This window comes from Amycolatopsis sp. A133, from assembly GCF_031082405.1.
In the GTDB taxonomy this organism is placed as follows: Bacteria; Actinomycetota; Actinomycetes; order Mycobacteriales; family Pseudonocardiaceae; genus Amycolatopsis.
Genome location: NZ_JAVHJU010000061.1, coordinates 141,878 through 165,074, shown reverse-complemented (window position 1 = coordinate 165,074; position 23,197 = coordinate 141,878). Strand labels below are relative to the sequence as shown.

General features: G+C 71.3%; 27 protein-coding genes. 22 read left to right on the top strand and 5 right to left on the bottom strand.

Features of this window, described 5'->3' with window-relative positions:
- The first annotated feature begins 116 nt into the window (after positions 1 to 116).
- From Q5425_RS36815 to Q5425_RS36805, 3 genes are all read left to right on the top strand, one after another.
- Positions 117 to 983, top strand: a complete 867-nt coding sequence (locus tag Q5425_RS36815) for a manganese catalase family protein (protein WP_308677001.1) — start codon at positions 117 to 119, stop codon at positions 981 to 983.
- Between the two features lie 146 nt (positions 984 to 1,129).
- Complete coding sequence (gene glgX / locus Q5425_RS36810; RefSeq protein WP_308677000.1) at positions 1,130 to 3,313, top strand: glycogen debranching protein GlgX; 2,184 nt, start codon at positions 1,130 to 1,132, stop codon at positions 3,311 to 3,313.
- A 71-nt stretch (positions 3,314 to 3,384) separates the two neighbouring features.
- Positions 3,385 to 3,825: an SRPBCC family protein gene (locus tag Q5425_RS36805; RefSeq protein ID WP_308676999.1), complete on the top strand. Its 441-nt coding sequence runs from the start codon at positions 3,385 to 3,387 to the stop codon at positions 3,823 to 3,825.
- Between the two features lie 73 nt (positions 3,826 to 3,898).
- Here Q5425_RS36805 and Q5425_RS36800 read toward each other — a convergent pair whose 3' ends face one another.
- Together Q5425_RS36800 and Q5425_RS36795 are read right to left on the bottom strand one after the other, a co-directional pair.
- Positions 3,899 to 4,375, bottom strand: coding sequence for a DUF4383 domain-containing protein (locus Q5425_RS36800; RefSeq protein ID WP_308676998.1), 477 nt, complete (start codon positions 4,373 to 4,375; stop codon positions 3,899 to 3,901).
- Positions 4,376 to 4,494: 119 nt separating this feature from the next.
- Positions 4,495 to 4,815, bottom strand: a complete 321-nt coding sequence (locus Q5425_RS36795) for a hypothetical protein (RefSeq protein ID WP_308676997.1) — start codon at positions 4,813 to 4,815, stop codon at positions 4,495 to 4,497.
- 166 nt (positions 4,816 to 4,981) lie between these two features.
- Here Q5425_RS36795 and ctaD point away from each other — a divergent pair, with 166 nt between their 5' ends.
- The 4 genes from ctaD to Q5425_RS36775 all read left to right on the top strand — a co-directional run bounded on the left by ctaD (position 4,982) and on the right by Q5425_RS36775 (position 7,780).
- On the top strand, positions 4,982 to 6,754 hold the full coding sequence (gene ctaD / locus Q5425_RS36790; protein WP_308676996.1) for a cytochrome c oxidase subunit I: 1,773 nt from the start codon (positions 4,982 to 4,984) through the stop codon (positions 6,752 to 6,754).
- Complete coding sequence (locus Q5425_RS36785) at positions 6,732 to 7,013, top strand: hypothetical protein (RefSeq protein ID WP_308676995.1); 282 nt, start codon at positions 6,732 to 6,734, stop codon at positions 7,011 to 7,013. Before ctaD ends, Q5425_RS36785 begins: the two co-directional genes overlap by 23 nt.
- On the top strand, positions 7,001 to 7,228 hold the full coding sequence (locus Q5425_RS36780) for a hypothetical protein (protein ID WP_308676994.1): 228 nt from the start codon (positions 7,001 to 7,003) through the stop codon (positions 7,226 to 7,228). Before Q5425_RS36785 ends, Q5425_RS36780 begins: the two co-directional genes overlap by 13 nt.
- Positions 7,229 to 7,342: 114 nt before the next feature.
- Entirely contained in the window at positions 7,343 to 7,780 is a 438-nt protein-coding gene (locus Q5425_RS36775; protein WP_308676993.1) for an Hsp20/alpha crystallin family protein, read from the top strand.
- A 242-nt stretch (positions 7,781 to 8,022) separates the two neighbouring features.
- Here Q5425_RS36775 and Q5425_RS36770 read toward each other — a convergent pair whose 3' ends face one another.
- The gene (locus Q5425_RS36770; protein ID WP_308676992.1) at positions 8,023 to 9,240 is read right to left on the bottom strand and encodes a PP2C family protein-serine/threonine phosphatase; all 1,218 of its coding nucleotides are present in this window, start codon (positions 9,238 to 9,240) and stop codon (positions 8,023 to 8,025) included.
- Between the two features lie 184 nt (positions 9,241 to 9,424).
- On the opposite strand from Q5425_RS36770, the gene Q5425_RS36765 reads away from it, so the two are divergent.
- The 12 genes from Q5425_RS36765 to Q5425_RS36710 all read left to right on the top strand — a co-directional run bounded on the left by Q5425_RS36765 (position 9,425) and on the right by Q5425_RS36710 (position 18,680).
- Positions 9,425 to 9,850, top strand: coding sequence for a MarR family transcriptional regulator (locus Q5425_RS36765; RefSeq protein ID WP_308677088.1), 426 nt, complete (start codon positions 9,425 to 9,427; stop codon positions 9,848 to 9,850).
- A gap of 73 nt (positions 9,851 to 9,923) precedes the next feature.
- A complete protein-coding gene (locus Q5425_RS36760) occupies positions 9,924 to 10,787 on the top strand; it encodes an STAS domain-containing protein (protein WP_308676991.1) in 864 nt (287 codons plus the stop codon).
- A complete protein-coding gene (locus Q5425_RS36755) occupies positions 10,784 to 11,167 on the top strand; it encodes an STAS domain-containing protein (protein ID WP_308676990.1) in 384 nt (127 codons plus the stop codon). The genes Q5425_RS36760 and Q5425_RS36755 overlap by 4 nt, the downstream gene beginning before the upstream one ends.
- Positions 11,157 to 11,579: an ATP-binding protein gene (locus tag Q5425_RS36750; RefSeq protein WP_308676989.1), complete on the top strand. Its 423-nt coding sequence runs from the start codon at positions 11,157 to 11,159 to the stop codon at positions 11,577 to 11,579. Before Q5425_RS36755 ends, Q5425_RS36750 begins: the two co-directional genes overlap by 11 nt.
- Positions 11,576 to 12,568, top strand: coding sequence for a SpoIIE family protein phosphatase (locus Q5425_RS36745; RefSeq protein WP_308676988.1), 993 nt, complete (start codon positions 11,576 to 11,578; stop codon positions 12,566 to 12,568). Before Q5425_RS36750 ends, Q5425_RS36745 begins: the two co-directional genes overlap by 4 nt.
- Positions 12,568 to 13,758, top strand: a complete 1,191-nt coding sequence (locus Q5425_RS36740) for a PP2C family protein-serine/threonine phosphatase (protein ID WP_308676987.1) — start codon at positions 12,568 to 12,570, stop codon at positions 13,756 to 13,758. Before Q5425_RS36745 ends, Q5425_RS36740 begins: the two co-directional genes overlap by 1 nt.
- Before the next feature lie 113 nt (positions 13,759 to 13,871).
- Positions 13,872 to 14,582, top strand: a complete 711-nt coding sequence (locus Q5425_RS36735) for an alpha/beta hydrolase (RefSeq protein WP_308676986.1) — start codon at positions 13,872 to 13,874, stop codon at positions 14,580 to 14,582.
- A gap of 55 nt (positions 14,583 to 14,637) precedes the next feature.
- Complete coding sequence (locus Q5425_RS36730) at positions 14,638 to 15,777, top strand: zinc-dependent alcohol dehydrogenase (RefSeq protein ID WP_308677087.1); 1,140 nt, start codon at positions 14,638 to 14,640, stop codon at positions 15,775 to 15,777.
- Positions 15,778 to 15,790: 13 nt separating this feature from the next.
- Positions 15,791 to 16,366, top strand: coding sequence for a hypothetical protein (locus tag Q5425_RS36725; protein WP_308676985.1), 576 nt, complete (start codon positions 15,791 to 15,793; stop codon positions 16,364 to 16,366).
- Positions 16,351 to 16,563 (top strand): hypothetical protein, encoded by a 213-nt coding sequence (locus Q5425_RS36720; protein WP_308676984.1) that lies wholly within the window; start codon positions 16,351 to 16,353, stop codon positions 16,561 to 16,563. Before Q5425_RS36725 ends, Q5425_RS36720 begins: the two co-directional genes overlap by 16 nt.
- Before the next feature lie 27 nt (positions 16,564 to 16,590).
- Positions 16,591 to 18,222, top strand: coding sequence for a cytochrome bc complex cytochrome b subunit (locus Q5425_RS36715; protein WP_308676983.1), 1,632 nt, complete (start codon positions 16,591 to 16,593; stop codon positions 18,220 to 18,222).
- Positions 18,219 to 18,680: a hypothetical protein gene (locus Q5425_RS36710; protein WP_308676982.1), complete on the top strand. Its 462-nt coding sequence runs from the start codon at positions 18,219 to 18,221 to the stop codon at positions 18,678 to 18,680. Before Q5425_RS36715 ends, Q5425_RS36710 begins: the two co-directional genes overlap by 4 nt.
- Positions 18,681 to 18,686: 6 nt before the next feature.
- Here Q5425_RS36710 and Q5425_RS36705 read toward each other — a convergent pair whose 3' ends face one another.
- On the bottom strand, positions 18,687 to 19,463 hold the full coding sequence (locus Q5425_RS36705) for a GntR family transcriptional regulator (RefSeq protein WP_308676981.1): 777 nt from the start codon (positions 19,461 to 19,463) through the stop codon (positions 18,687 to 18,689).
- Between the two features lie 119 nt (positions 19,464 to 19,582).
- Between Q5425_RS36705 and Q5425_RS36700 the strand changes: the two genes are divergently transcribed.
- The 3 genes from Q5425_RS36700 to Q5425_RS36690 all read left to right on the top strand — a co-directional run bounded on the left by Q5425_RS36700 (position 19,583) and on the right by Q5425_RS36690 (position 22,492).
- A complete protein-coding gene (locus tag Q5425_RS36700) occupies positions 19,583 to 20,452 on the top strand; it encodes an aldolase (RefSeq protein ID WP_308676980.1) in 870 nt (289 codons plus the stop codon).
- A gap of 102 nt (positions 20,453 to 20,554) precedes the next feature.
- Positions 20,555 to 22,039 carry a CoA-acylating methylmalonate-semialdehyde dehydrogenase gene (locus Q5425_RS36695; protein ID WP_308676979.1) on the top strand — a complete coding sequence of 495 codons (1,485 nt, stop codon included), beginning with the start codon at positions 20,555 to 20,557 and terminating at the stop codon, positions 22,037 to 22,039.
- A 90-nt stretch (positions 22,040 to 22,129) separates the two neighbouring features.
- Complete coding sequence (locus Q5425_RS36690) at positions 22,130 to 22,492, top strand: hypothetical protein (protein WP_308676978.1); 363 nt, start codon at positions 22,130 to 22,132, stop codon at positions 22,490 to 22,492.
- On the opposite strand, the gene Q5425_RS36685 is transcribed toward Q5425_RS36690, so the two are convergent.
- A complete protein-coding gene (locus tag Q5425_RS36685) occupies positions 22,489 to 23,064 on the bottom strand; it encodes a TetR/AcrR family transcriptional regulator (RefSeq protein ID WP_308676977.1) in 576 nt (191 codons plus the stop codon). The two genes, Q5425_RS36690 and Q5425_RS36685, sit on opposite strands and share 4 nt — an antisense overlap.
- Positions 23,065 to 23,197 lie beyond the last annotated feature (133 nt).

Sequence of the window (23,197 nt, the reverse complement as noted above, 5' to 3'; positions counted from 1 at the left end):
GGAGCAGCCGCTCGGCCGGCCCGATCGGATCACCGTGGTTAACCCTCCGCTAACCGGGAAAGCCCCCTGAACCGCCGGCCCCCGCCGGTGCGACCCCGGACGACGGAGGATTTCTCGTGTTTCGTCACACGAAGCTGCTGCAGTTCGAAGCCAAGCCCGAAAAGCCCGACCCCGTCTACGCCCACAAGCTCCAGGAACTCATCGGCGGCGCCTTCGGCGAAATGTCCGTGACGATGCAGTACCTGTTCCAAGGCTGGAACTGCCGCATCGAAGGCAAGTACAAAGACCTCCTGATGGACACCGCGACCGAAGAAATCGGCCACGTCGAAATGCTCGCCACCATGGTCGCCCGCCTCCTCGAAGGCGCCCCCGCCACCATGACCGCCGAAGCCGTCAAAGACCCCGTCATGGCCGCCACCCTCGGCGGCATGGACGTCCAGCAAGCCATCATCGGCGGCGGTGGTGCCCTCCCTGCCGACAGCAACGGCTACCCCTGGAACGGCAAGTACATCGTCGCCTCCGGCAACCTGCTCGCCGACTTCTACGCCAACGTCGCCGCCGAAGCCCAAGGCCGCCTCCAGACCGCCCGCCTCTACAACATGACCGACGACCCCGGCGTCAAAGCCATGCTCCAGTTCAACCTCGCCCGCGACACCGTCCACCAGAAGCAGTGGCTGGCCGCCATCGAGGAACTCAAGGCCGACGGCCTCGAAGGCGACGTCGCACCCAGCGCGTTGTTCGACGAAGAGAACCAGGAGCACAACCACACCATCTGGCACCTCTCCGACGGCCCCGACGGCGCCAAAGGCACCAGCTGGACCACCGACGCCGGCATCGAATACCTCATGGACCCCCAACCCCTCGGCGGCCCCGGCACCGCACCGAAGCCCGACCCCGCTCTCTTCGGCACCTACTCGCCCCTCCAGGACGCCAAGGGCACGGCCAAGGGCAAGGCCAAGGAAGTCAAGAACAAGTTGACCTGATCCCCGGCGCTATCGGCGCGGGACCGCCGTCGGCACGGCGGTCCCGCGCCGGGTGGTGCGTCCGGGTGAGGGAGGTCGACGTCACGGGTTCGAGATGATCCGGCTGGGTATCCCAGCCGGAGATCACTCGCACCTGTGGAGGCCCTGTGCAGCCTTGGCCCGGTTCCCCTTATCCGCTCGGAGCCGATTACGACGGCGTCGGCACCAATTTCGCGCTCTTCTCCGAGGTCGCCGACCGCGTCGACCTCTGCCTGTTCGCCCCGGACGGAACCGAGACCCGGATCCGGCTGCCGGAGGTCGACGGCTTCGTCCACCACGGCTACCTGACCGGGATCGGCCCCGGCCAGGAGTACGGCTTCCGCGTCCACGGACCCCACGACCCCGCCGGCGGGCTGCGGTGCAACCCCGCCAAGCTCCTGCTGGACCCGTACGCCAAGGCGGTCACCGGCCAGGTCGACTGGGACGAGTCCGTGTTCGGCTACCGGTTCGGCCGTCCGGAAGAGCGCAACGACGACGACTCGGCGGCGCACACCGTCCGCGCGGTCGTGGTCAACCCGTACTTCGACTGGGCCAACGACCGGCCGCCGAACGTGCCGTACAACGAGACCGTCGTCTACGAAGCCCACGTCCGCGGGCTCACCAAGCTCCACCCGGACATCCCGGAGGAGCTGCGGGGGACGTACTCGGGCCTGGCGCACCCGGTGATGATCGAGTACCTCAAGACCCTCGGCGTCACGGCCGTCGAGCTGATGCCGGTCCACCAGTTCCTGCACGACCACGCCCTCACCGAGCGCGGCCTGGCCAACTACTGGGGCTACAACTCCATCGCCTTCTTCGCACCCCACAACGCCTACGCCGCGTCGATCATGTCCACGACGCCGGGCAGCGAGGTGCACGAGTTCAAGGCGATGGTGCGGACGCTGCACGAGGCGGGCATCGAGGTCATCCTCGACGTCGTCTACAACCACACCGCCGAGGGCAACCACCTCGGACCGACGCTGTCCATGCGCGGCATCGACAACCAGGCCTACTACCGGCTGGTCGAGAACGACCCGCAGTACTACATGGACTACACCGGCACCGGCAACTCGCTCAACGTGCGCCAGCCGCACACCCTGCAGCTGATCATGGACTCGCTGCGGTACTGGGTCACCGAGATGCACGTCGACGGCTTCCGGTTCGACCTCGCCGCCACGCTCGCCCGCGAGTTCTACGACGTCGACCGCCTGTCGACGTTCTTCGACCTCGTGCAGCAGGACCCGGTGGTGAGCCAGGTCAAGCTGATCGCCGAGCCGTGGGACGTCGGCCCCGGCGGCTACCAGGTCGGCAACTTCCCGCCGCTGTGGACCGAGTGGAACGGCGCCTACCGCGACACCGTCCGCGACTTCTGGCGCGGCGAGCCGGCCACGCTGGGCGAGTTCGCCTCCCGCATCACCGGCTCGTCGGACCTCTACCAGAACGACGGCCGCCGCCCGTTCGCGTCGATCAACTTCGTCACCGCGCACGACGGCTTCACGCTGAACGACCTGGTGTCGTACAACGAAAAGCACAACGAGGCCAACGGCGAAGACGGTCGCGACGGCGCCGACGACAACCGGTCGTGGAACTGCGGCGCGGAAGGTCCGACGGAGGACGAGAAGGTCCTCGACCTGCGGGCCCGGCAGCGCCGCAACCTGATCGCGACGCTGCTGCTGTCGCAGGGGGTGCCGATGCTCCTGCACGGCGACGAGCTCGGCCGCACCCAGCAGGGCAACAACAACGCCTACTGCCAGGACAACGAGCTGTCGTGGGTGGACTGGTCGCTGCTGGAGCGCAACCGCGAGCTGTTCGACTTCACCTCGGCCGTCATCGCCCTCCGCCACCAGCACCCGGTGTTCCGCCGCCGCCGGTTCTTCGCCGGCCGGCCGATCCGCCGGGGTGACGAGCTGCGCGACATCGCCTGGTTCACCCCCGCGGGCGACGAGATGACCGACCAGGACTGGGAGGCCGGCTTCGGCCGCAGCATCATGGTCTTCCTCAACGGGACGGCGATCCCCGACCTCGACGCCCGCGGCGAGCGGGTGGTGGACGACTCGTTCCTGCTCTGCTTCAACGCCCACGACGACGACATCACCATGACGGTCCCAGGCGGCGAATACGGCGAGGAGTGGGCGATCGTGCTCGACTCCGCGACGGGCGAGGTGTTCCACCGGTCCGTGGGCGGCGTCCTGGTCGGCGGGGTGGCCGGCGACCAGCTCGCCACGCCCCGGACCGTGCCGGGCGACGGCTCGCTGGTGGTCTGCGGCCGGTCGCTGACCGTGCTGCTGCGCACCAAGGACCAGGACGCGTAACCCCGGACACGCGGGGTAGCCGGGCTTGGCGGCAGGCGACCCGGCTACCGCCGCGTGAACGGGAGGCATCCGTGGACAAGGCAACGCACCACCTCGAAGTCCGGGCTCCGGCCCAGGCCTGTTACGACTGGTGGCGGCCACTGACCCGGCTCCCGGAGATCTTCTCCGACGTCGAATCCGTCGAGGCGATCACCGGGGACGAAGCGCGGACGCGCTGGAAGGTGGCGGGCCCGGTGGGTGCCACCGTCGAGTGGGAAGCGCGGATCACCGAGGACTCGCCACCCCACCGGCTCGCGTGGGCCACGGTCGCGGAGTCCGATCCCGACGTCACCAACTCCGGCGTCGTGCTCTTCGAGGACAAGGGCGACGGGGTCACCGAGCTGACGGTCAGCCTCGACTACTCGCTGCCCGGCGGCAAGCTCGGCGAAGCGGTCGCCTCGCTGCTGGCGGACCCGCAGCGCAAGGTCGAGCGGGCCTGCGCCGAATTCAAGCGGATCATCGAAACCCGCTGACCCGCACGGGACGTCGGCGGGCCGGAACGAGCAGCCGCCGACGTCCCCTCGTGAACCACGCGGTGCGTGGTGGTCAGCCGAGGCCGGGGCCCCGGGCGGCGTGCGGACCCGCGCCGGTGCGGCCCGCGCGGGCGGTCAGCAGGCCGAGGGCGATCATGCCGATGCCCAGGACGAGGTGCAGCCAGTTGTCCGCGGTGTTGACGGGCACGAAGTTCGCGTCACTGCCGTGGTCGATGAGCAGCCCGTAGAGCCAGAGCACCAGGTAGACGGCACCACCGGCGAGGAGGAACAGCCGCGCACCCCGCGGGGTGCGGGCGGCGGCGAGCCCGACGACGCCGAACAGCAGGTGGACGATGTTGTGCAGCACGGAGACCATGAACAGGCCCAGCAGCATGGCCATCGAGTCGTGGCCGGCGAAGCTCATCTGGTCGTAGTCCGTGGTGACGCCCGGGATGAACCCGAGCACGCCGACCAGCAGGAAGACGACCGCGACAACCGCGGCGGCGACCTGCACGGGTGTCCTGCCGCGGGTGTGGGTGGGGGTGGACATGGCGGTTCCTTTCGGCGGGTCGCGCCGCGCCCGGACCGCGCGGACCGTGGTCCGGCCGGTGGACGGCGCTACGCCGGACGGCATACCCGGCCGGACCACGGCTAAGCGCGGTCCGGGTCTCACTGAGGTTGCGGCTCGGCCACGCGACGGCCCAGCCGCCGCGTCAGCTCGTCGAGCACCCGCGAGTCGGCGCGGACCAGGGTTTCGAGATCGACCTCGGGCGGGAGCACACCGAGCGGCAGGAAGCGGTCGAGCAGCACCCCGACCGCGCTCAGCACCAGCCCGGCGGCCCCGGCCAAGGGGCCGGTCTCGCGCAGCCGGGGAGTCACCAGCAGGTCGAACGCGCCGGCAGGCCCGCCACGGCAGCAGAACTCCACCCGGTACCGCGAGCCGTCGACCGGCCGCACCTGCCAGACCGTGCTCGACGCGCTGAGGGTCATGCCTCCCGGTACCCCCTCCGCGGTCCGGCAAACGGCAGGCGCCGCTCGCCGCTCTACCCCGTAAGGCTGATCCCCGGAAAAAGCCACCCCTCGCGCGTGTATCCACGTCGGCGACCGGGTACGTGCGCGAAACACCCGTTCCCCGGCAGCAGCAGGTGGGAGTCCGATGACCGAAACGCAGGTGCGCCCGGCTCCCATCCCCCACCGGCCGGTGTGGCGGGGGCAGCGCGGCGGGACGATCCTCAAGCTGATCCGGACCACCGACCACAAGACGATCGGCGTGCTGTACCTGACGACGTCGTTCGCGTTCTTCCTGATCGGCGGGCTGACGGCGTTGCTGATGCGGGGCGAGCTGGCGCGGCCCGGCCTGCAGTTCCTGTCGCCGGAGCAGTACAACCAGCTCTTCACCATGCACGGCACGATCATGCTGCTGCTCTACGCCACGCCGAACCTGTTCGGGTTCGCCAACTTCGTCCTGCCGCTGCAGATCGGCTCGCCGGACGTGGCGTTCCCCCGGCTCAACGCGTTCTCCTACTGGCTGTACCTGTTCGGCGGCACGGTCGTCCTCTCCGCCTACGCGACGCCCGGTGGCCCACCGGACTTCGGCTGGACCGCCTACACGCCGCTGTCCAACGCCATCCACTCGCCCGGCGTCGGCGGCGACCTCTGGATCGCCGGCCTCATCGTCACCGGTCTCGGCACCATCCTCGGCGCCGTCAACATGATCACCACCATCGTGTGCCTGCGGTGTCCCGGGATGCTCATGTGGCGCATGCCGATCTTCACCTGGAACATCCTGTTCACCTCGGTGCTGATCCTGCTCGCCTTCCCCATCCTGACCGCCGCGCTCTTCGGGCTGATGGCCGATCGCCACCTCGGCGCGCACGTGTTCGACCCGGAGAACGGCGGGGCGATCCTGTGGCAGCACCTGTTCTGGTTCTTCGGCCACCCCGAGGTCTACGTGGTCGCGTTGCCCTACTTCGGCATCGTCACCGAGATCATCCCCGTGTTCAGCCGGAAACCGCTGTTCGGCTACAAACTCATGGTCTTCGCGACCATCGGGATCACCGCGCTGTCGGTGGCGGTGTGGGCGCACCACATGTTCGCCACCGGTGCCGTGCTGCTGCCCTTCTTCTCGATCATGACGTTCTTCATCGCGGTGCCGACGGGGATCAAGTTCTTCAACTGGATCGGCACGATGTGGAAGGGCCAGCTGACGTTCGAGTCGCCGATGCTGTGGTCGGTCGGCTTCCTGGTCACCTTCCTGCTCGGCGGCCTGACCGGGATCATCCTCGCGTCCCCGCCGCTGGACTTCCACGTCCACGACAGCTACTTCGTCGTCGCCCACTTCCACTACGTGCTCTTCGGCACGATCGTCTTCGCGACGTTCGCCGGCATCTACTTCTGGTTCCCGAAGATCACCGGCCGGATGCTCGACGAGCGACTGGCGAAGTGGCACTTCTGGACGACGTTCATCGGTTTCCACACGACGTTCCTCATCCAGCACTGGCTCGGGGACGCGGGCATGCCGCGCCGCTACGCCGATTACCTCTCGAGCGACAACTTCACCTGGATGCACACGGTTTCCACGATCGGGGCGTTCCTGCTGGGCCTGTCCGTGCTGCCGTTCATCTGGAACGTCTTCAAGAGCTACCGCTACGGGGAACCCGTCGAGGTCGACGACCCGTGGGGCTTCGGGAACTCGCTCGAGTGGGCCACCACGAGCCCGCCGCCCCGGCACAACTTCCTCGAGCTGCCCCGCATCCGCTCCGAACGCCCCGCGTTCGAGCTGCACTACCCGCACATGGTCGAGCGGATGCGCGAGGAAGGCCACGTGACCCGGGGAAACCCCCGCGGCGCGGCCGATCCGGCCGAGCTCGCGGCCGCCGCCACCCAGCCCGACGAGCAGGGCGAAAGTGACGACCCCCGCGGCCGCTGAGCCCGGCCCGCCGTTGTCCGCGTGGGAACGGCGGCGGCTGCGCGGGATCGAGCGAGGGCTGCAGACGAGCCGCGCCCGGCAGCGACGGCTGCTGCTGTGTGCGGGCCTCGACGCCGCCGCGCTGGCGCTGCTGGCGGCCGGGGTCTTCCTGGCGCTGCCGTGGCTGTTCGCGGCCTGCGTCGTCGGGAACCTGGCCGTTTGCGCGCACCTGGACAACGGCTGCCGGACCACCCGAGGAGGAAACCCATGGCCGAGGTGACCGTCGACGACCTGCGCGGGTTGCTCGAGTCCGACGTACCGGATCCGGTGCTGGTCTTGACCGGCGGCCGGCTGGTGGTCGAGCCGTCCGGGGACCGGACGGCGGGCGCCAGCGAGGTGATCACCCGCGGCGACCTGCGCAAGCAGTCGGAGGACCGCGCGCTGGACCTGATCGCCGCAACCCTCACCACGACGATCGTCCAGCGCGGCGGCTGAGCGCGGGCGAGTTTGTCATCCCTCTGACGACTTGCCACTTGTCATCGTTTGGATGACATGCTAGAACAGTAGTGCGTGTTGACATGAACCGTCGAAACCCAGAAGGAGGACACGATGTTGATGCGCACCGACCCGTTCCGTGAACTGGACCGCCTCACCCAGCAGGTCCTCGGCAACGCCGGAACCTGGTCGAAGCCGGCCGCGATGCCCATGGACGCCTACCGCGCCGGCGACGAGTTCGTGGTCTGCTTCGACCTGCCCGGCGTCGCCTCGGACGCCATCGAGCTCGACATCGAGCGCAACGTGCTGACGGTCAAGGCCGAGCGCCGCCCGCTCCCCGGCGGGAACGACGTGGAGATGCAGGTTTCCGAACGGCCCCTCGGCGTCTTCTCGCGCCAGCTGTTCCTCGGCGACGGCCTCGACACCGACCGCATCGCCGCCGACTACGAAGCCGGCGTGCTGACGCTGCGCATCCCGGTCGCCGAGAAGGCCAAGCCGCGGCGCATCGAGATCAGCGGCGCCCAGTCCGACCGCAAGGAGATCCAGGCCTGACGGGTGCAACGACGAACGACCCGGCCCGCGCCGCGGCGGAGCGGATCTTCGCCGCGGCCGCGGTGCTCGCGGCCGTCACGAGCGCCGGCCGCACGGCTCCCCGCGAGCTGCAACCGGCGGCGGCCGCCTGACCGCGGACGGCCCGGCGCGCCGCCCGCAGTTCGGTTCCCACCGGCCCGCGGCAGCCCCGCCCAGCCTCCGCCCGCAGCCCTCCGCGGCCGCCTACCTCCGGCGCACGGGGTTCACCGCGTCGCGTCGGTGCGGCGCACCGTCACCGCCGGCCCGTTCCCGGTGCCGGACAGGGGGGTCGAGCCGAACCAGTCGAGGCACACGACCATCGCGTCGTCTTCGGCCTGGCTGCCGTGGCGGCGGGTGGACAGCTCCCGCAGCACCGCGCCGGGGACGTGCGCCGCCGGCAGGTCGGCGGTCGCGGTGACCGCCTCGGCGAGCTCGCGGTCACCGTAGAGATCACCGTGCGGGCCGAGGGCGTTGTAGACGCCGTCGCTGACGAAGACGAACCGGTCGCCGTCGGCCGCCTGGAAGCCCTCGACCGTGTAGATCGTGCCGTCGAACGTGCCGAGCGGGAGCTGCTCGTCGAAGAGGACGCGCTCGGCCTTGCCGTCCCGCAGCCGCCAGAGCCGGGGCGAGCCGGCGTCGACCACGGCCACCGAGCCGGTGCGGAGGTCGAACTCCAGCAGCAGCGCGGCCACGTGCTGGGCGCCGCGATGGTGCGCGTAGAGCGCTTGGTCGGCGAGCTCGGCCTGCGCGTCGAGCGGGATCCCGGCGCGCCGGGCGTTGCGCAGCGCGTTGATCGCGAGATTGGTCAGCAGGGCCGCTTCGCTGCCCTCCCCCATGCCGTTGATCAGCGTGACGGCGAGCTTCCGGGCCGAAGCCGACCAGTCGAAGCAGTCGCCGTAGATGGCGTAGGCGGGTTCGAGCTGGCCGCCGAGCGCGAACTCGGCGCGGGTGCACGCGCGCCCGGGCAGCAGCTGCCACTGCATCTCCGCGGCCAGCGTCAGCCGCGACGACCGCCGGGCCTGGATGTACAGATCGGTGTCCCGGTCGGCGACGAACAGCTCGTGGGCCACCGCTTCGGCGAACCGCTCGAGCTCGGCCCACACGGGCGGTTCGGGTTCCCGGGGCAGGGTGACGGCCAGGACGCCGAGCCGGTCGCCGCGGACGCTGACCGGGAGGTAGCCGGTGACGTGGTCGCCGTCGCGGGAGAACGTCGCCGCCTGCGCGAGGAAGGCCGCGCCCGGGGTCGTGCCCTCGACCGGGATCGGTTCCGCGCAGTAGGGCTGCTCACCCACGCGGCAGAGCTCGGTCAGGGCGTAGTCGGCCATCAGCAGTTCGACCGCCTGGGCGCCGAAGTGCTCGCGCAAACCCGAACGCAGGGCGCCGGGCAGGTCGTGCGGCGGTACGTCTCGCAGGAGACGCTCCACCGCCAGGGATCTGTCCAACGCCTGCCTCCTGCTCACGGGTTCCGCGCGCACCGGCGCCGATCGGTCTGTCGAGTCTGCGCCGCCCCGGGGTGCCGGTCTACGGCGAGTCGCGTGAGCTGTGCTGCCGGTTCAGCATAGGGATGCCACAGTGGACGCCGTGGATCGATCCCGCGAGCAGCCCGCCCCGGACGGGACGGCTGGCGTGTCGAGCCTCGCGCGCCTCTTCGCGTCGGTGGTCGAGGGCGAGCGGGACGTGTCGCCGCGTCCGCTGTCGGTATCGCAGCTGCGCGCGGTCGTTGCGCTGGATCGCCACGACGGGATCAACCTGCGGGAGCTGGCCGAGCACCTGGGTTCCACGCCGCCGCTGGTCAGCAGGCTGTGCGACCGGCTGGAGGCGGTCGGCTTCCTGGAACGCCTGCCCAGCGCGCGCAGCCGGCGGGAGCTGACGCTGCGGCTGTCCGACCGCGGGCGGGCCTACCTGCAGGATCTGCGGGCCCGGCGGCGGGACCGCGTCGAGGCGCTGCTGGCCAAGATGAGCCCGGCGGGCCGGACCGCCTTGACCACCGGGCTCGCGGAGTACCGGGCCCTGGCCGAGGTGGCCGGGGACCCCCCGGATTTGCATTCCTGATACAACTGTTGTTATATAGCAATACTTAGGTCGGCGTACAGCAGAGCGCGCCCGAACACCGGAGGAGGAGTCGGTGCTGGGCACGGACGACAGCCAGGTCCGCATGGTCTTGGCGCGCATGCTGGAAGAAGACCGGTCCGCGCTGGCGCGGGACTGGGCCGGACAGGAGCCGCGTGACGGCGACCGGAGCGGGCCGGACCTGCGCCGCGAAGCCGTCGAGCTGCTCGAAGCTCTCCGCGAGGCGCTGGGCGGCACGCTCCCGGTGTCCCGGATCGTCGACCAGGACCCCGCGGTCCGGGACGCGCTGACGTCGCTGTCGGAGCGCCGGGCCCGCGCGGGCGCCCAGCCGTCGGCCACGGCGATGGCGATCCTCGCGCTCAAGCGCACGATGCTGAGCGCGATCGAGCGGCACACCGACGATTCCGCCCTGCGCTACCGGGCCGCGCTGCTGGTCAACGAGCTGCTCGACAGCGCGGGCGTGCTGACGTTCGAGGTCTACTCCGCCGGTCGCGAACGGATCATCCGCGAGCAGCACAGCCAGATGCTCGAGCTGTCCACGCCCGTCGTGCGGCTGTGGCGGCACGTCCTCGCGGTACCGCTGATCGGCACGCTCGACAGCGCCCGGACCCAGGTCGTGATGAACAACCTCCTGGAGTCGATCCAGGCGAACGAGGCGCGGGTGGCGATCATCGACATCACCGGCGTCCCGACCGTCGACACCGCGGTCGCGCAGCACCTGCTCCAGACCGTCAGCGCCGTCCGGCTGATGGGCGCCGAATGCGTGATCAGCGGCATCCGCCCGTCGATCGCCCAGACCATCACCCAGCTGGGCATCGACCTCTCGCACATCGTCACCCGCGGCTCGCTGGCCGACGCGCTGGCGACCGCGATGCAGCTGCTCGGCGACAGCGGCCGCCCGGGGCCGGTGACCGGGTGAACACCGGCGTGCCGATCCTGCGGCTCGGCGACATCCTGCTCGGCGGCCTGCTGAGCGACCTCGACGACAAGACCGCGCTCGCGTTCACCGACGAGCTGGCCACACGGGTCGCGAACGAGGACATCCGCGGCGTCATCATCGACATCTCGCGGCTGGAGATCATCGACTCCTTCGTCGCCCGGGTGCTCATGCAGCTGGCCGGCATCGGGCAGCTGCTCGGCACGCGGATGATCGTCGCCGGGATGCGCCCGGCCGTCGCGCTGACGCTGACCGAGCTCGGGATCCCGCTCACCGGCGTCCGGACCGCCCTGAACGCGGAGCAGGCGATGGAACTGCTGGGCTGGCGCCGTCCCGCCGAAGAAGCGCCCCATGCGTCCTGACGAGCGGACCATCCCCTCCGGCGAGCACCCCGTCCGGGTGGAAGAGGACCTCCTCACGGCCCGCCACGCCGTGCGCGCGGCCGCGGTCGCCGCCGGGTTCACGATCGTCGACCAGACGAAGATCGTCACCGCGGCCAGTGAGCTCGTCCGCAACGCCTACATCCACGGCGGGGGCGGCACGATGACCGTCGAAGCCGTGCGGGACCCGGCCGGGCGGCTCGGGATCCGGCTGCGGGTGCGGGACGAGGGCCCCGGGATCGCCGACGTCGAGCAGGCGATGACCGACGGGTTCAGCACCGGCGCGGGCCTCGGGCACGGCCTCGGCGGCACCCGGCGGCTGGTCGACGACTTCGACCTCGACACCGCGCCCGGCCGGGGCACCACCGTCACCGTCGTGCGCTGGAAGCCATGACCGCGACCGTCGCCGGCCTGACGCGCCAGATCCGCGTCGACCACCCCAGTGCCGGGTACGCCGCTGCCCGCGTCGCCCGCGAAACCGCGCACGCGGCCGGGCTCGCGGGGCCGCTGGCCGACCGCGCCGCGGTGGTGGCGGCCGAGCTCGCCGGCAACATCGACAAGCACACCGGCGGCGGCTCGGTGTTCGTGCAGCGGTCGCTCACCGGGCGCGGGGTCGACGTGCTGGCCGCCGACGACGGCCCCGGCATGGCCGACCTCGACCACTGGCTGCTCGACGGCAACACGACCACCGCCACCCTGGGCACCGGCCTCGGCGCGGTGAAGCGGATGGCGACCGAGTTCCGGATCACGTCCTCGCCCGCGGACGGGACGCTCGCCGCCGCCCGCCTGCTCGACCCGGCCGCGCCGCCGTCCCGCCGCGCGACCGGGCACTTCCGCCTGGCCCGCGACGGCGAAGAGTACTGCGGTGACGCCCTCGCGCTGGCCGACGTCACCGGCAGCCGGACCGCCGTCGTCGCCGACGGGCTCGGCCACGGACCCGACGCCGCCGAAGCCGCCGAAGCCGCGTTGCGCGTGTTCACCGAGAACCCGGACCGCCCGCTGTCGCACCAGCTCACGAACATGCACCGCGCGCTGCGCACGACCCGCGGCGCCGCGGTCGCGCTCGTGCGGATCGCGCCGCGGCGGCTGGAGTTCTGCGGCGTCGGCAACGTCAGCGGCGCGAGCCTCGGCGACGGCCCGTCCCGGCTGCTGCTCAGCACGCCCGGCATCGTCGGGTTCACGCTGCCGACGGCGCCGGTCCGGCACCTGACGCTGGCCGACGACGACGTCGTGGTCCTGCACACCGACGGCGTCGGCACCGGCTGGCGCGTTCCCGGCCGGACCCCGGACCTGCTGCTGCTCGCCGCGGACCTCGCCCACCGGCACCGGAACGCGCGCGACGACGCGGCCGCGCTCGCCCTGCGTGCGGACCGGTCCGCCTGATGCGCCCCGACCTGGCCCGGATCCGGCAGCGGCTGCGCACCGCCTGCGCCCAAGCCGGCGTGCCCGCCGACGACCGCGGGCGGCTGGTGCTCGCCGTGACCCTGCTCGCCGAGCCGGCCCTCACCGCGGGCGAAACCGTGCACGTGGCGACGGCGGCTTCCGACCGGCGGCTCGCCGTCACCGTGCGGCTGGACCACGCCGTGAGCCAGGGCAGCCGCGACGCGCTGCCGCTGCTGCCCGAGCGGGGCGACGGCGAGACCCTGACCTGGCACCTCACCGGCGGCAGGCCCACGGACCCCGCCGACCCCGACGACGACCGGGCGACGCGCGAAGAGATGCTCGCGCTGGTCGCCCGCGCCGACACCCTCGCCAACGAACAACGGGACCTGAAGCACGAGCTCGCGGAAACCAACAGCGGCGTGCTGGCGATGTACGTCGAGCTCGAACAGCGCGACGAACAGCTCCGCCGCGCGCACGCGGCCATCTTCCGCGAGCTGGAGGACGCGCTGCGCCCGCGGCCGCCCGCCCTGCCGGGCCTGGAGCCGGCCGTCCACTACTCCCCGACCGACCAGGACTCCCCGACCGGCGGTGACCTCTACGACTGGTTCGTCCTCCCCGACGGGCAGGTGCACGTGACCCTGGTCGACGCGGTCGGCCACGGCGTCACCTCGACCCGGCACGCCCTCACCGCCACCCACGCGATCCGCACGCTCGCCCTGGAAGGTCACCCGTTCCCGGACCTGATCGCCCACGCCTCCCACACGCTGGCGGCGATCGAGCCGGGCCTGATGGCCACGGTCCTGCTGGCCCGCATCGACCCGGCGACGGGCCGCACCCGCTTCGCGAACGGCGGTCACCCGGAGCCGGTGCTCGTCACGGCGTCCGGCGCCGCCCGCCTGCTGCCCCCGCCCGAACCCGGCCGCGGCGTCGGCTTCCCCGACCCCGGCAGCCGCGAGCTCGTCGACGTGGTCCTCGAACCGGGTGACACAGTGCTGCTGTACACCGACGGCCTGGTGGAGAGCCGCAAGGACCTCGACGAGGGGCAGTCGCGGCTCCTGGCGCTGGCCGAACGCCTCCGCGCCTGGCCGGCGGCGACCCTGCCGCGGGAGCTGGTGACCCGGATGCACGACGTCGTCCTGCACGCCGACGACACGGTGGTCCTGGCCCTGCGCCGCACACCGGCACCGTAGGCCCCGGACGCCGAGCTTTCACGTGAAAGCTCCGTCCGGGGCAGCTTTCACGTGAAAGCTCCGTCTCCAGCGCGTCCGTGTGTGCCCCGCTGTTCCGGGGTACTCCGGCCCCGATGTCCACCACGAGCACCTCCGGCCGCGTGCGAGCCGTGTCCGCCGGCACCGAACGCCCGGGCCGTCCCCCCGTCGTGCTCCTGCCGGGCCTCGGCGCGCCCGGCTACCTCCTCGACACCCTGCACGGCTGCGCCGCGGCCACGCGCGCCCACCTCCTCGACGTCCCCGGTTTCGGCGGGCCGGGTCCCCTCGCCTGCGAGCCGGTGATCGACGCGATCGCCGGCACCGTCGCCGCCTGGCTGGACCGCCCTTCCGTCCTCTTCGGACACTCGACCGCCGCGCAGGTCGCCATCGCCGTCGCGGTGCGGCGGCCGGACCTCGTCCGGGCGCTGGTGCTGGCCGGACCGACGTTCCCGCCCGAGCTGCGCCGCCTCGGCCCCCTGTCCGTCGCGTTCCTGGCCGACGTGGTCCACGAATCGCCGTCGGCGCTGCCCGGCACCGTCCCGCACTACCTGCGCGCCGGGCCGCGACGGCTGCTGCGGATGATCCGCTCGGCCCAGCGGGACGAACCGGAACGGGCGATGCCGCTGCTGCGCTGCCCCGTCCTCGTCGTGCGCGGCCGCCGGGACACGCTGAGCCCCGAACCCTGGGCGCGGTCCCTCGCCGCCGCCTCGGGCGGCGAGTTCGTCACCGTCCCGGGGGCGCACACGTTCCCCGCGCGGTCCGGGGGCGTGACCTCGGCGTTGATCACGGAGTTCGCCGAGGGTTAGCCACGGTGGGCCCGGGTATGCCGACGACCCGTCGGAAGGAGGCGCTGTGCGTGCGATGGTGTACCGCGGCCCGTACAAGATCCGTGTCGAAGAAAAGGACGTCCCCGCGATCGAACACCCCGGTGACGCGATCATCCGGGTGACGCTGGCCGCGATCTGCGGTTCGGACCTGCACCTCTACCACGGCATGATGCCGGACACGCGCGTCGGCACGACGTTCGGGCACGAGTTCATCGGGGTGGTCGAGGAAGTCGGGTCCGGGGTGCGGAACCTCAAGCGGGGCGACCGCGTCATGGTGCCCTTCAACGTGTTCTGCGGCACCTGCTGGTTCTGTGCCCGTGGGCTCTACTCCAACTGCCACAACGTGAACCCGAACGCCACCGCCGTCGGCGGCATCTACGGCTACTCCCACACCTGCGGCGGCTACGACGGCGGGCAGGCCGAGTTCGTCCGGGTGCCCTTCGCCGACGTCGGGCCGACGCTGATCCCCGGCTGGATGGACGACGAGGACGCCGTCCTGCTCACCGACGCGCTCGCCACCGGCTATTTCGGCGCCCAGCTCGGCGAGATCGTCGAAGGCGACGTCGTCGTGGTCTTCGGGGCGGGGCCGGTGGGCCTGTTCGCGGCGAAGTCGGCGTGGCTGATGGGCGCGGGCCGGGTCATCGTCATCGACCACCTGGAGAACCGCCTGGAGAAGGCGCGCACGTTCGCCCACGCCGAGACCTACAACTTCACCGAGTACGACGACATCGTCGTGCACCTCAAGAAGCTCACCGATCACCTCGGCGCCGACGTCGCGATCGACGCGGTGGGCGCAGAGGCCGACGGCAACCTGACCCAGCACATCACCTCGGCCAAGCTGAAGCTGCAGGGCGGCTCGCCGGTGGCGCTCAACTGGTGCATCGACGGCGTCCGCAAGGGCGGCACGGTTTCGGTGATGGGCGCCTACGGCCCGATGTTCAGCGCCGTCAAGTTCGGCGACGCGCTCAACAAGGGCCTCACGCTGCGGATGAACCAGTGCCCCGTGAAGCGGCAGTGGCCGCGGCTGTTCGAGCACGTCCGCAACGGCTACCTCAAGCCGAGCGACATCGTCACCCACCGCATCCCGCTGGAGCACATCGCCGAGGGGTACCACATCTTCTCCGCGAAGCTGGACGGCTGCATCAAGCCGCTGATCGTCCCGAACGCCGGCTGAGGAAGGAACGACCATGACGTACACGTCGGAGCGGCCGCCGATCGCCGAATCGAGCGACAGCCTGCGCGCGCGCATCCCGGGCTGGGGCGCGGACCTGGACCCGAAGGACCGGCCGTCGGTCCCGAAGCTGCAGTGGCAGGAAGACAAGACCGGCGCGCACTGGGACTTTCCCGAGCGGCAGCCGGAGAAGCAGCCGCGGGAACGCTCGATCGAGCACAAGTTCCTGACTCCGGTCTTCGGGACGTCGTGCCCGCCGAAGGGCCTTTCCGGTGCGCTGCGCCGGTTCTCCTACCGGAAGTACAGCGAGGGGCGCGCCGCGCACTGGCTGCTCCTGCTGGCCGCCGACCGGGTGGACGCCTGGGAAAGCCACCTGCGCTCGTTCGCCACGCTCCGCCCGGACAACCCGGTCACCGAAACCGGTGTGCTGAGCGAGTTCACCCGGCACGGCTTCTCGTCGCGGGTGGGGAAAAAGCGCGCGGACGTCAAGCACCACCTGGTGGATCCGATCATCGTCGCGGGCCCGTGGGTGCTGGCGGCGGGCCTGGCGTATTCGGCGGCCCGGAAGGTGTTGCGGTGGCGCCGCCGCTGACGAGCCGCCGCCGGCTCGCGGCGGTGGTCGCGGGGTTCCTCGCGCTCGCCGCCGCGGCCTGCGCCCCGGCGCCGGACCGGCCCCCGAGCACGCCCGGGAAGGCGCACGGGATCGCGGTGGACGGGAAGCTCACCACGAAGGCGGGCGTCCGGGAAGAACAGGGGTTGTCCCGGGCAGGCACGGGTACGCACGGCTGACGGTCACTGAATTCCCTGGAGAAGGCCATGAGCCCCAGCCACGTCCCCGCCCCCACCCGCGGGCCGGGCCGCGCCACCCGCGCGGCGGCCTCGGCGGCCGACACCACCGACCGGCGGCTGCACGCGGCTGCGGGCCTGCGCCACCAGTTCAACAAGGTCTTCCCCACCCACTGGTCGTTCCTGCTGGGCGAAGTGGCGCTCTACAGCTTCCTCGTCCTGCTCCTCAGCGGCGTGTACCTGACGTTGTTCTTCGACCCGTCGATGCAGGAGGTCACCTACCAGGGCGCCTACGCGAACCTGCGCGGTGTGCCGATGTCCCGGGCGTTCGCGACCACCCTCGACCTGTCGTTCGAAGTCCGCGGCGGGCTCTTCGTGCGGCAGCTGCACCACTGGGCGGCGCTGATCTTCGTCGCCGCGATGATGGTGCACATGCTCCGGATCTTCTTCACCGGAGCCTTCCGCCGTCCCCGCGAAGCGAACTGGGTGATCGGGGCACTGCTGCTGATCCTGGGCATGTTCGAAGGGTTCTTCGGCTACTCCCTGCCCGACGACCTGCTTTCCGGCACCGGCATCCGCGCGACGCTGTCCGGGATCGTGCTGTCGTTGCCCGTGATCGGGACCTGGCTGCACTGGGCGTTGTTCGGCGGCGAATTCCCCGGCGACGTCATCATCCCCCGGCTCTACACGATCCACATCCTGCTGCTGCCCGGGATCATGCTCGCGCTCGTCGGCGTCCACCTGGCCCTGGTCTGGTACCAGAAGCACACCCAGTTCCCCGGTGTCCGGCGGAAGGAGAGCAACGTCGTCGGCGTCCGGATCCTGCCGGTGTTCGCGCTCAAGGGCGGCGCGTTCTTCGCGGTCGTCACCGGCATCCTGGCGCTGATGTCCGGGCTGTTCCAGATCAACCCGGTGTGGATGTTCGGTCCCTACGACCCGTCGAAGGTCTCCGCCGGCTCCCAGCCCGACTGGTACATGGGGTTCGCGGACGGCCTCCTGCGCGTCTACCCGCCGTGGGAGCTGTTCATCGGCAACCACACCGTGCCGCAGCCGTTCTTCGCCGGCGTGGTCGGCCTGACCGTGCTGTTCGTGGCGCTGATCTCCTACCCGTGGATCGAACGCCGCCTCTCCGGCGACACCGTCCACCACAACCTCGTCCAGCGCGCCCGCGACGTCCCGGTGCGCACGAGCATCGGCATGATGGCGCTCGTGTTCTACGGCGTGCTGACGCTCTCGTCGTTCAACGACATCATCGCGCTGGAGTTCGACATCTCGCTCAACGCGACCACCTGGGCCGGGCGCATCGGGCTGCTCGTCGCCCCGCCGGTCGTATACCTGCTCACCTACCGCATCTGCCTCGCTCTGCAGCGGTCGGACCGCGAGGTGCTCGAACACGGCATCGAAACCGGGATCATCACCCGCGGCCCGGACGGTACCTACCTCGAGGTCCACCAGCCGCTCGACGGCAAGGCCCTGGCCTACCAAGGAGCGTCCGTGCCGAAAAAACCCAACAAGCTCGGCGCCGCCGGGCACGCGGTGCCGGGCAGCCTGCTGCGCCCCGACCCGCCGGAGGAGACCGCGGCCCTGGAGGCGGCGGCCCGTCGCGGAGACCTGCGCCAGGGCCTCGGCGGCGAACCGCGAGACGGGCAGGCCCGGCCGTGACCGGCGCGGCGATGCCGTCCCGCTGGCAGATCGACATCCTGGTCTACGAGGAGGAGTACTCCTACCCGGTGCTGCTCCTGCAGCCGGCCCGCCGGGACGACCACCGGCGGCTGCTCGGGCTCCTGGCCCGTGCGGGCCTGGCGGCGCCGACCACGTGGGAGTGGGAGCACGGCTACTGGCCGCTGGCGGCGGGCTGCGAGGTGGAGCTGGCGGAGGGGCCGTCCGCGGTGACGGTGCACGCCGGCGAGCACAGCCTCACGGTCGGTTTCCAGTTCTCCGAGGCCCCGCAGCCCTGGGTGACGGCCGCTCGCCGGCAGCGGCAGGTGCTCTTCGTGCTGCTGCCGCCCCGGCCCCACACCGGCGAAGACGCGTTGATCATCGACGACGTCAGCAGGCTGGTCCTCCCGCCCGAGCGCGACGGCTGCCTGACGGGAACCATCCCGCTGGCCGGCCCCTGATCTTCGCTACTGCGGTCCGTTGGTCAGCGAAAGGTTGAACGTGTAGCGGGACGCCCGGTAGACGTGCCACCCGTACTCGACCACCCGCCCGGTGTCGTCGTAGGTCGTGCGCTGCATGGTCAGCAACGCCGCCCCCGGCGCTTCCTGCAGCAGTTCCGCGTCCTCCTCGGTCGCGAGCCGGGCGCCGATGTGCTGCTCGGCGGCGTGCAGCCGCACTCCCGCCGACCGCAGGAGCTGGTACAGGCCGCGTTCGCGCAGCTCGTCGTCGTTCGCGTCGAGCACGCCGTCGGGCAGGTAGTTGTTCATCAGCGCGAGCGGCTCGCCGTCGGTCGAGCGGAGCCGCTTCAGCCGGCGCACGTGCGTCAGGCCGGGTGCTTCCAGCAACTCGGCGGCTTCGGCGCCGGCCTCTTCGACGCGGTTGACCAGCACCGCCGACTCCGGCTTGCCGCCCAGCCCGGCGAGGTCGTCGAACAGGCTGCTCAGCCGCAGCGGCCGGGCGACCTTGGTGCGGACGACCTGGGTGCCGATCCCGCGTCGCCGCACGAGCAGGCCCTGGTTGACCAGCGTCTGGATCGCCTGACGGACCGTCGGGCGCGAGAGGCGCAGGCTCGCGGCCAGGTCGACCTCGTTGCCCAGCCGGGCCCCCGCGGGCAGCCTGCCGTCCTCGATCGCCGCGTGCAGCTGCCGGGACACCTGGAAGTACAGCGGCTCCGGGCTGCCCGGGTCCAAGACGATCTCGCGGCCCGCATCCCAGGCGGGGAAGGTGGCGTCCGTCTTGCTCATCTCCGGAGCCTACCGCCCGCGGGGCCGCAGTAGGGATGACGTGTTGTCCATATGTCTTGACAAAGTCCTCCGGCGCTGGAATCGTCGAGTGCGGGCACCACCGAAGGGGGAGAACCACAGTGACCGACGTACTGCGCCGCATCGTCGCCAAACGCGTGCACGACCCGGAGGCGATCGCCGAGGCGGCCGCGAACCGCGTGCGGGCCAAATCGCCCTTCAACGACAAGGGTGCCGTGATGATCATCGCCGCGGACCACCCCGCCCGCGGCGCGAACGCGGTGGGCGGCCACCCGTCGGCGATGGCGAACCGGGGCGAACTGCTGGAACGGCTGTGCCTGGCACTGGAGCGGCCGGGCGTCACCGGCGTGCTGGCGACCGCGGACGTCATCGACGACCTGCTGCTGCTCGGCGTGCTGGACGGCAAAACGGTGATCGGGTCGATGAACCGCACCGGGCTGGCCGGGTCGAGCTTCGAGATCGACGACCGCTTCGCCGGCTACGACGCGGAAACCATCGCCCGGATGCGCTTCGACGGCGGCAAGACCCTGACCCGGATCTGCCTCGGCGACCCGGCCACCCCCAGCGTCCTGGAAAACACCGCAAAAGCGGTCAACGAACTGGCCGGTCGCAAGCTGATCGCGATGGTCGAGCCGTTCCTGTCGACCTGGGTCGACGGGCGCGTCGAGAACGACCTCTCCCCCGACGCCGTGATCAAGTCGATCACGATCGCCGCCGGGCTCGGCCGGTCCTCGGCCTACACCTGGCTCAAGCTCCCCGTGGTGGCCGACATGGAACGCGTGCTCGCGTCCTCGACCCTGCCGGCCGTCCTGCTCGGCGGCGAGGTCAAGGACCCGGACGCGGCCTTCGCCGCCTGGCAGCGGGCGCTGACCCAGCCGACCGTGCAGGGGCTGGTGGCGGGGCGGTCGCTGCTCTACCCGCACGACGGGGACGTCGCCAAGGCCGTCGACACCGCGGTGGGGCTGCTGTGAACCCGCATCGGCTCGCTGCCGGTCCCCACCCGCCGGGATCGGCAGGCCCGCGAGACCCACACGCCACCACGCAGGCCCAGCGCCACTACCGGTAGGAGCACCGTGAACACCATCGAACACTGGATCAACGGCACCGCCACGCCGGCGGGCTCGACCCGCACCGCCCCGGTCTACGACCCCGCCACCGGGCAGCAGCAAGCGTCGGTCCTCCTCGCCGAGGCGTCCGATGTGGACACCGCCGTCGCGGCCGCGGGCAAGGCCTTCGAGACGTGGGGCAGCTCTTCGCTGTCCCAGCGCACCAAAGTGATGTTCGCCTTCCGCGAGCTGCTCGTGCAGCACGAGGACGAACTCGCGCGGATCATCTCCGCCGAACACGGCAAGGTCGTCGAGGACGCCCGCGGCGAGATCGTCCGCGGCCGCGAAGTCGTCGAATACGCCTGCGGCATCGCCGACGCCCTCAAAGGCAGCTTCTCCGACCAGGTCTCCCGCGACGTCGACGTCCACGACTTCCGCCAGCCGCTCGGCGTCGTCGCCGGGATCACCCCGTTCAACTTCCCGATCATGGTGCCGCTGTGGATGCACCCGATCGCCATCGCCACCGGCAACACCTTCGTCCTCAAGCCGAGCGAACGCGATCCCTCGGCCTCCGGCTACGTCGCCCGCCTCTACGCCGAAGCCGGGTTGCCCGACGGCGTCTTCAACGTCGTGCACGGCGACAAGACCGCCGTCGACGCGCTCCTCGACCACCCCGGCGTCGCCGCCGTTTCGTTCGTCGGCTCCACCCCGATCGCCAAATACGTGCACGAACGCGGCACCGCGACCGGCAAGCGCGTCCAAGCCCTCGGCGGCGCGAAGAACCACGCGGTCGTGCTGCCCGACGCCGACCTCGGGTACGCCGCCGACCACCTCACCGCCGCCGCGTTCGGCTCGGCCGGGCAGCGGTGCATGGCGGTCTCGGTCGGCGTGGCCGTCGGCGCGGCCGGCGACAAGCTGATCGAGCTCCTCGAGCGCAAGGCCCGCGAGGTCAGGGTGGGGCCGGGCCGCGACCCCGCCAGCGACATGGGGCCGGTCGTCACCGAGGCTGCCCGCGAGCGCGTGGTGCGCTCCGTCGCCCGCGGCGCGGAACAGGGAGCGACGGTCGTGGTCGACGGTCGCGATCTGAAGGTCGACGGCCACGAGGGAGGCTTCTTCGTCGGCCCGTCCCTGCTGGACAACGTGACCCCGGAGATGGACGCCTACCGCGAAGAGATCTTCGGGCCGGTACTGGCGATCGTCCGCACGGAGACGATCGACGAAGCCATCGCCGTCATCAACGCCAACCCCTACGGCAACGGCACCGCCATCTTCACCTCCAGCGGCGAAGCGGCCCGCAAGTTCCAGCGCGAGGTGAAGGTCGGCATGATCGGCGTCAACGTGCCGATCCCGGTCCCCATGTCGTACTACTCCTTCGGCGGCTGGAAGGACTCCCTCATCGGCGACAGCCCGATCCACGGCCCCGCAGGCGTCCGGTTCTACACCCGCGCCAAGGTCGTCACCACCCGCTGGCCGCACAGCGAGGCCGGCTTCAACTTCCCCACCTCCAGCTGACGCTGTGGTGGAGCGTCCGGCTCCACCACAACCGGAACAAGGCTCTCCGTTTTCCGGTACCGTGGCGGTAGCCCGCCGAAGGAGGCTGCCGTGGGGTACCGAGGCCCGCTCCCGAAGAACGCCGTCGATCGCTTGAACACCTGCGTCGGCACGCTCCGGACGTCACCGCGCTGGGGACGGCTGGTCCGCCGCCACCTCACCCAGGTCACCTACACGGGCCGCCGGTCGGGCCGCACCTTCAGCACGCCCGTCGGCTACCGGCGAAGCGGTGACGTCGTGACGATCGGCGTCCGGCTGCCCGACGCGAAGTCGTGGTGGCGCAACTTCACCGGCGACGGCGCCCCGCTCACCCTCGAGCTCGACGACGAGGGCCGCACCGGCCACGCGGTGGCGCGGCGCGACGAAAAAGGCCGGGTCACGGTGACCGTCCACCTCGACGACCTCGACGCCTAGCTCGGTTGCGCGGCCATCCCGTGCCAGAGCAGATCGGCGAGATCCGCCGCCTCGCGCTGCCAGTTCCCGTTCGGGTCGAGCAGGAGCAGCCCGCCCATCCCGCGCATGAGCAGCATCGGCGTCAGGCCCCGCCGGACGGTCCCGGCCGCCAGGTTGGCGTCGAGCATCGTCGTCACCGCGCCGAGCATGTCCTCGTAGGCGTCGACCGGCAGCTCGCCCCGGGACGCCGTCGCGCGGCGCAGGGCGTCGGCCAGCCCCTTCTTCGTCATCATGTAGTGCGCGACGTGGTCGGTCACCCAGACCCGGAACGCTTGCTCGGGGGCGTACTTCTCCAGCAGCACCGGCACGATGTCGACGATCTGCCGGACCTCGCGCCGGTAGACCGCCAGGATCAGCGCCTCCGGCGTCGGGAAGTGCCGGTAGACCGTGCCGACGCCGACCTCGGCCTGCTTGGCGATCGTGTTGAACGAAACCTCGCCCGTGTCGGCCAGCGACGCCGCCGCCACCGCGAGGATGCGCTCGTGGTTGCGCCGGGTGTCCGCGCGGCGGGGGCTGACCGATCCCGTCGTCATCGTCCCTCCCGGTGGTCTTGTCGTCCCGCTGAATCTAGCTGAGAGCTGGAGCAACTCCAGCGCACGCACTTCGTTGCGAAGCGGATTGTAATCCGCTAGCCTCGCGACCGAGTGAAGCGGATGACTATCCGCT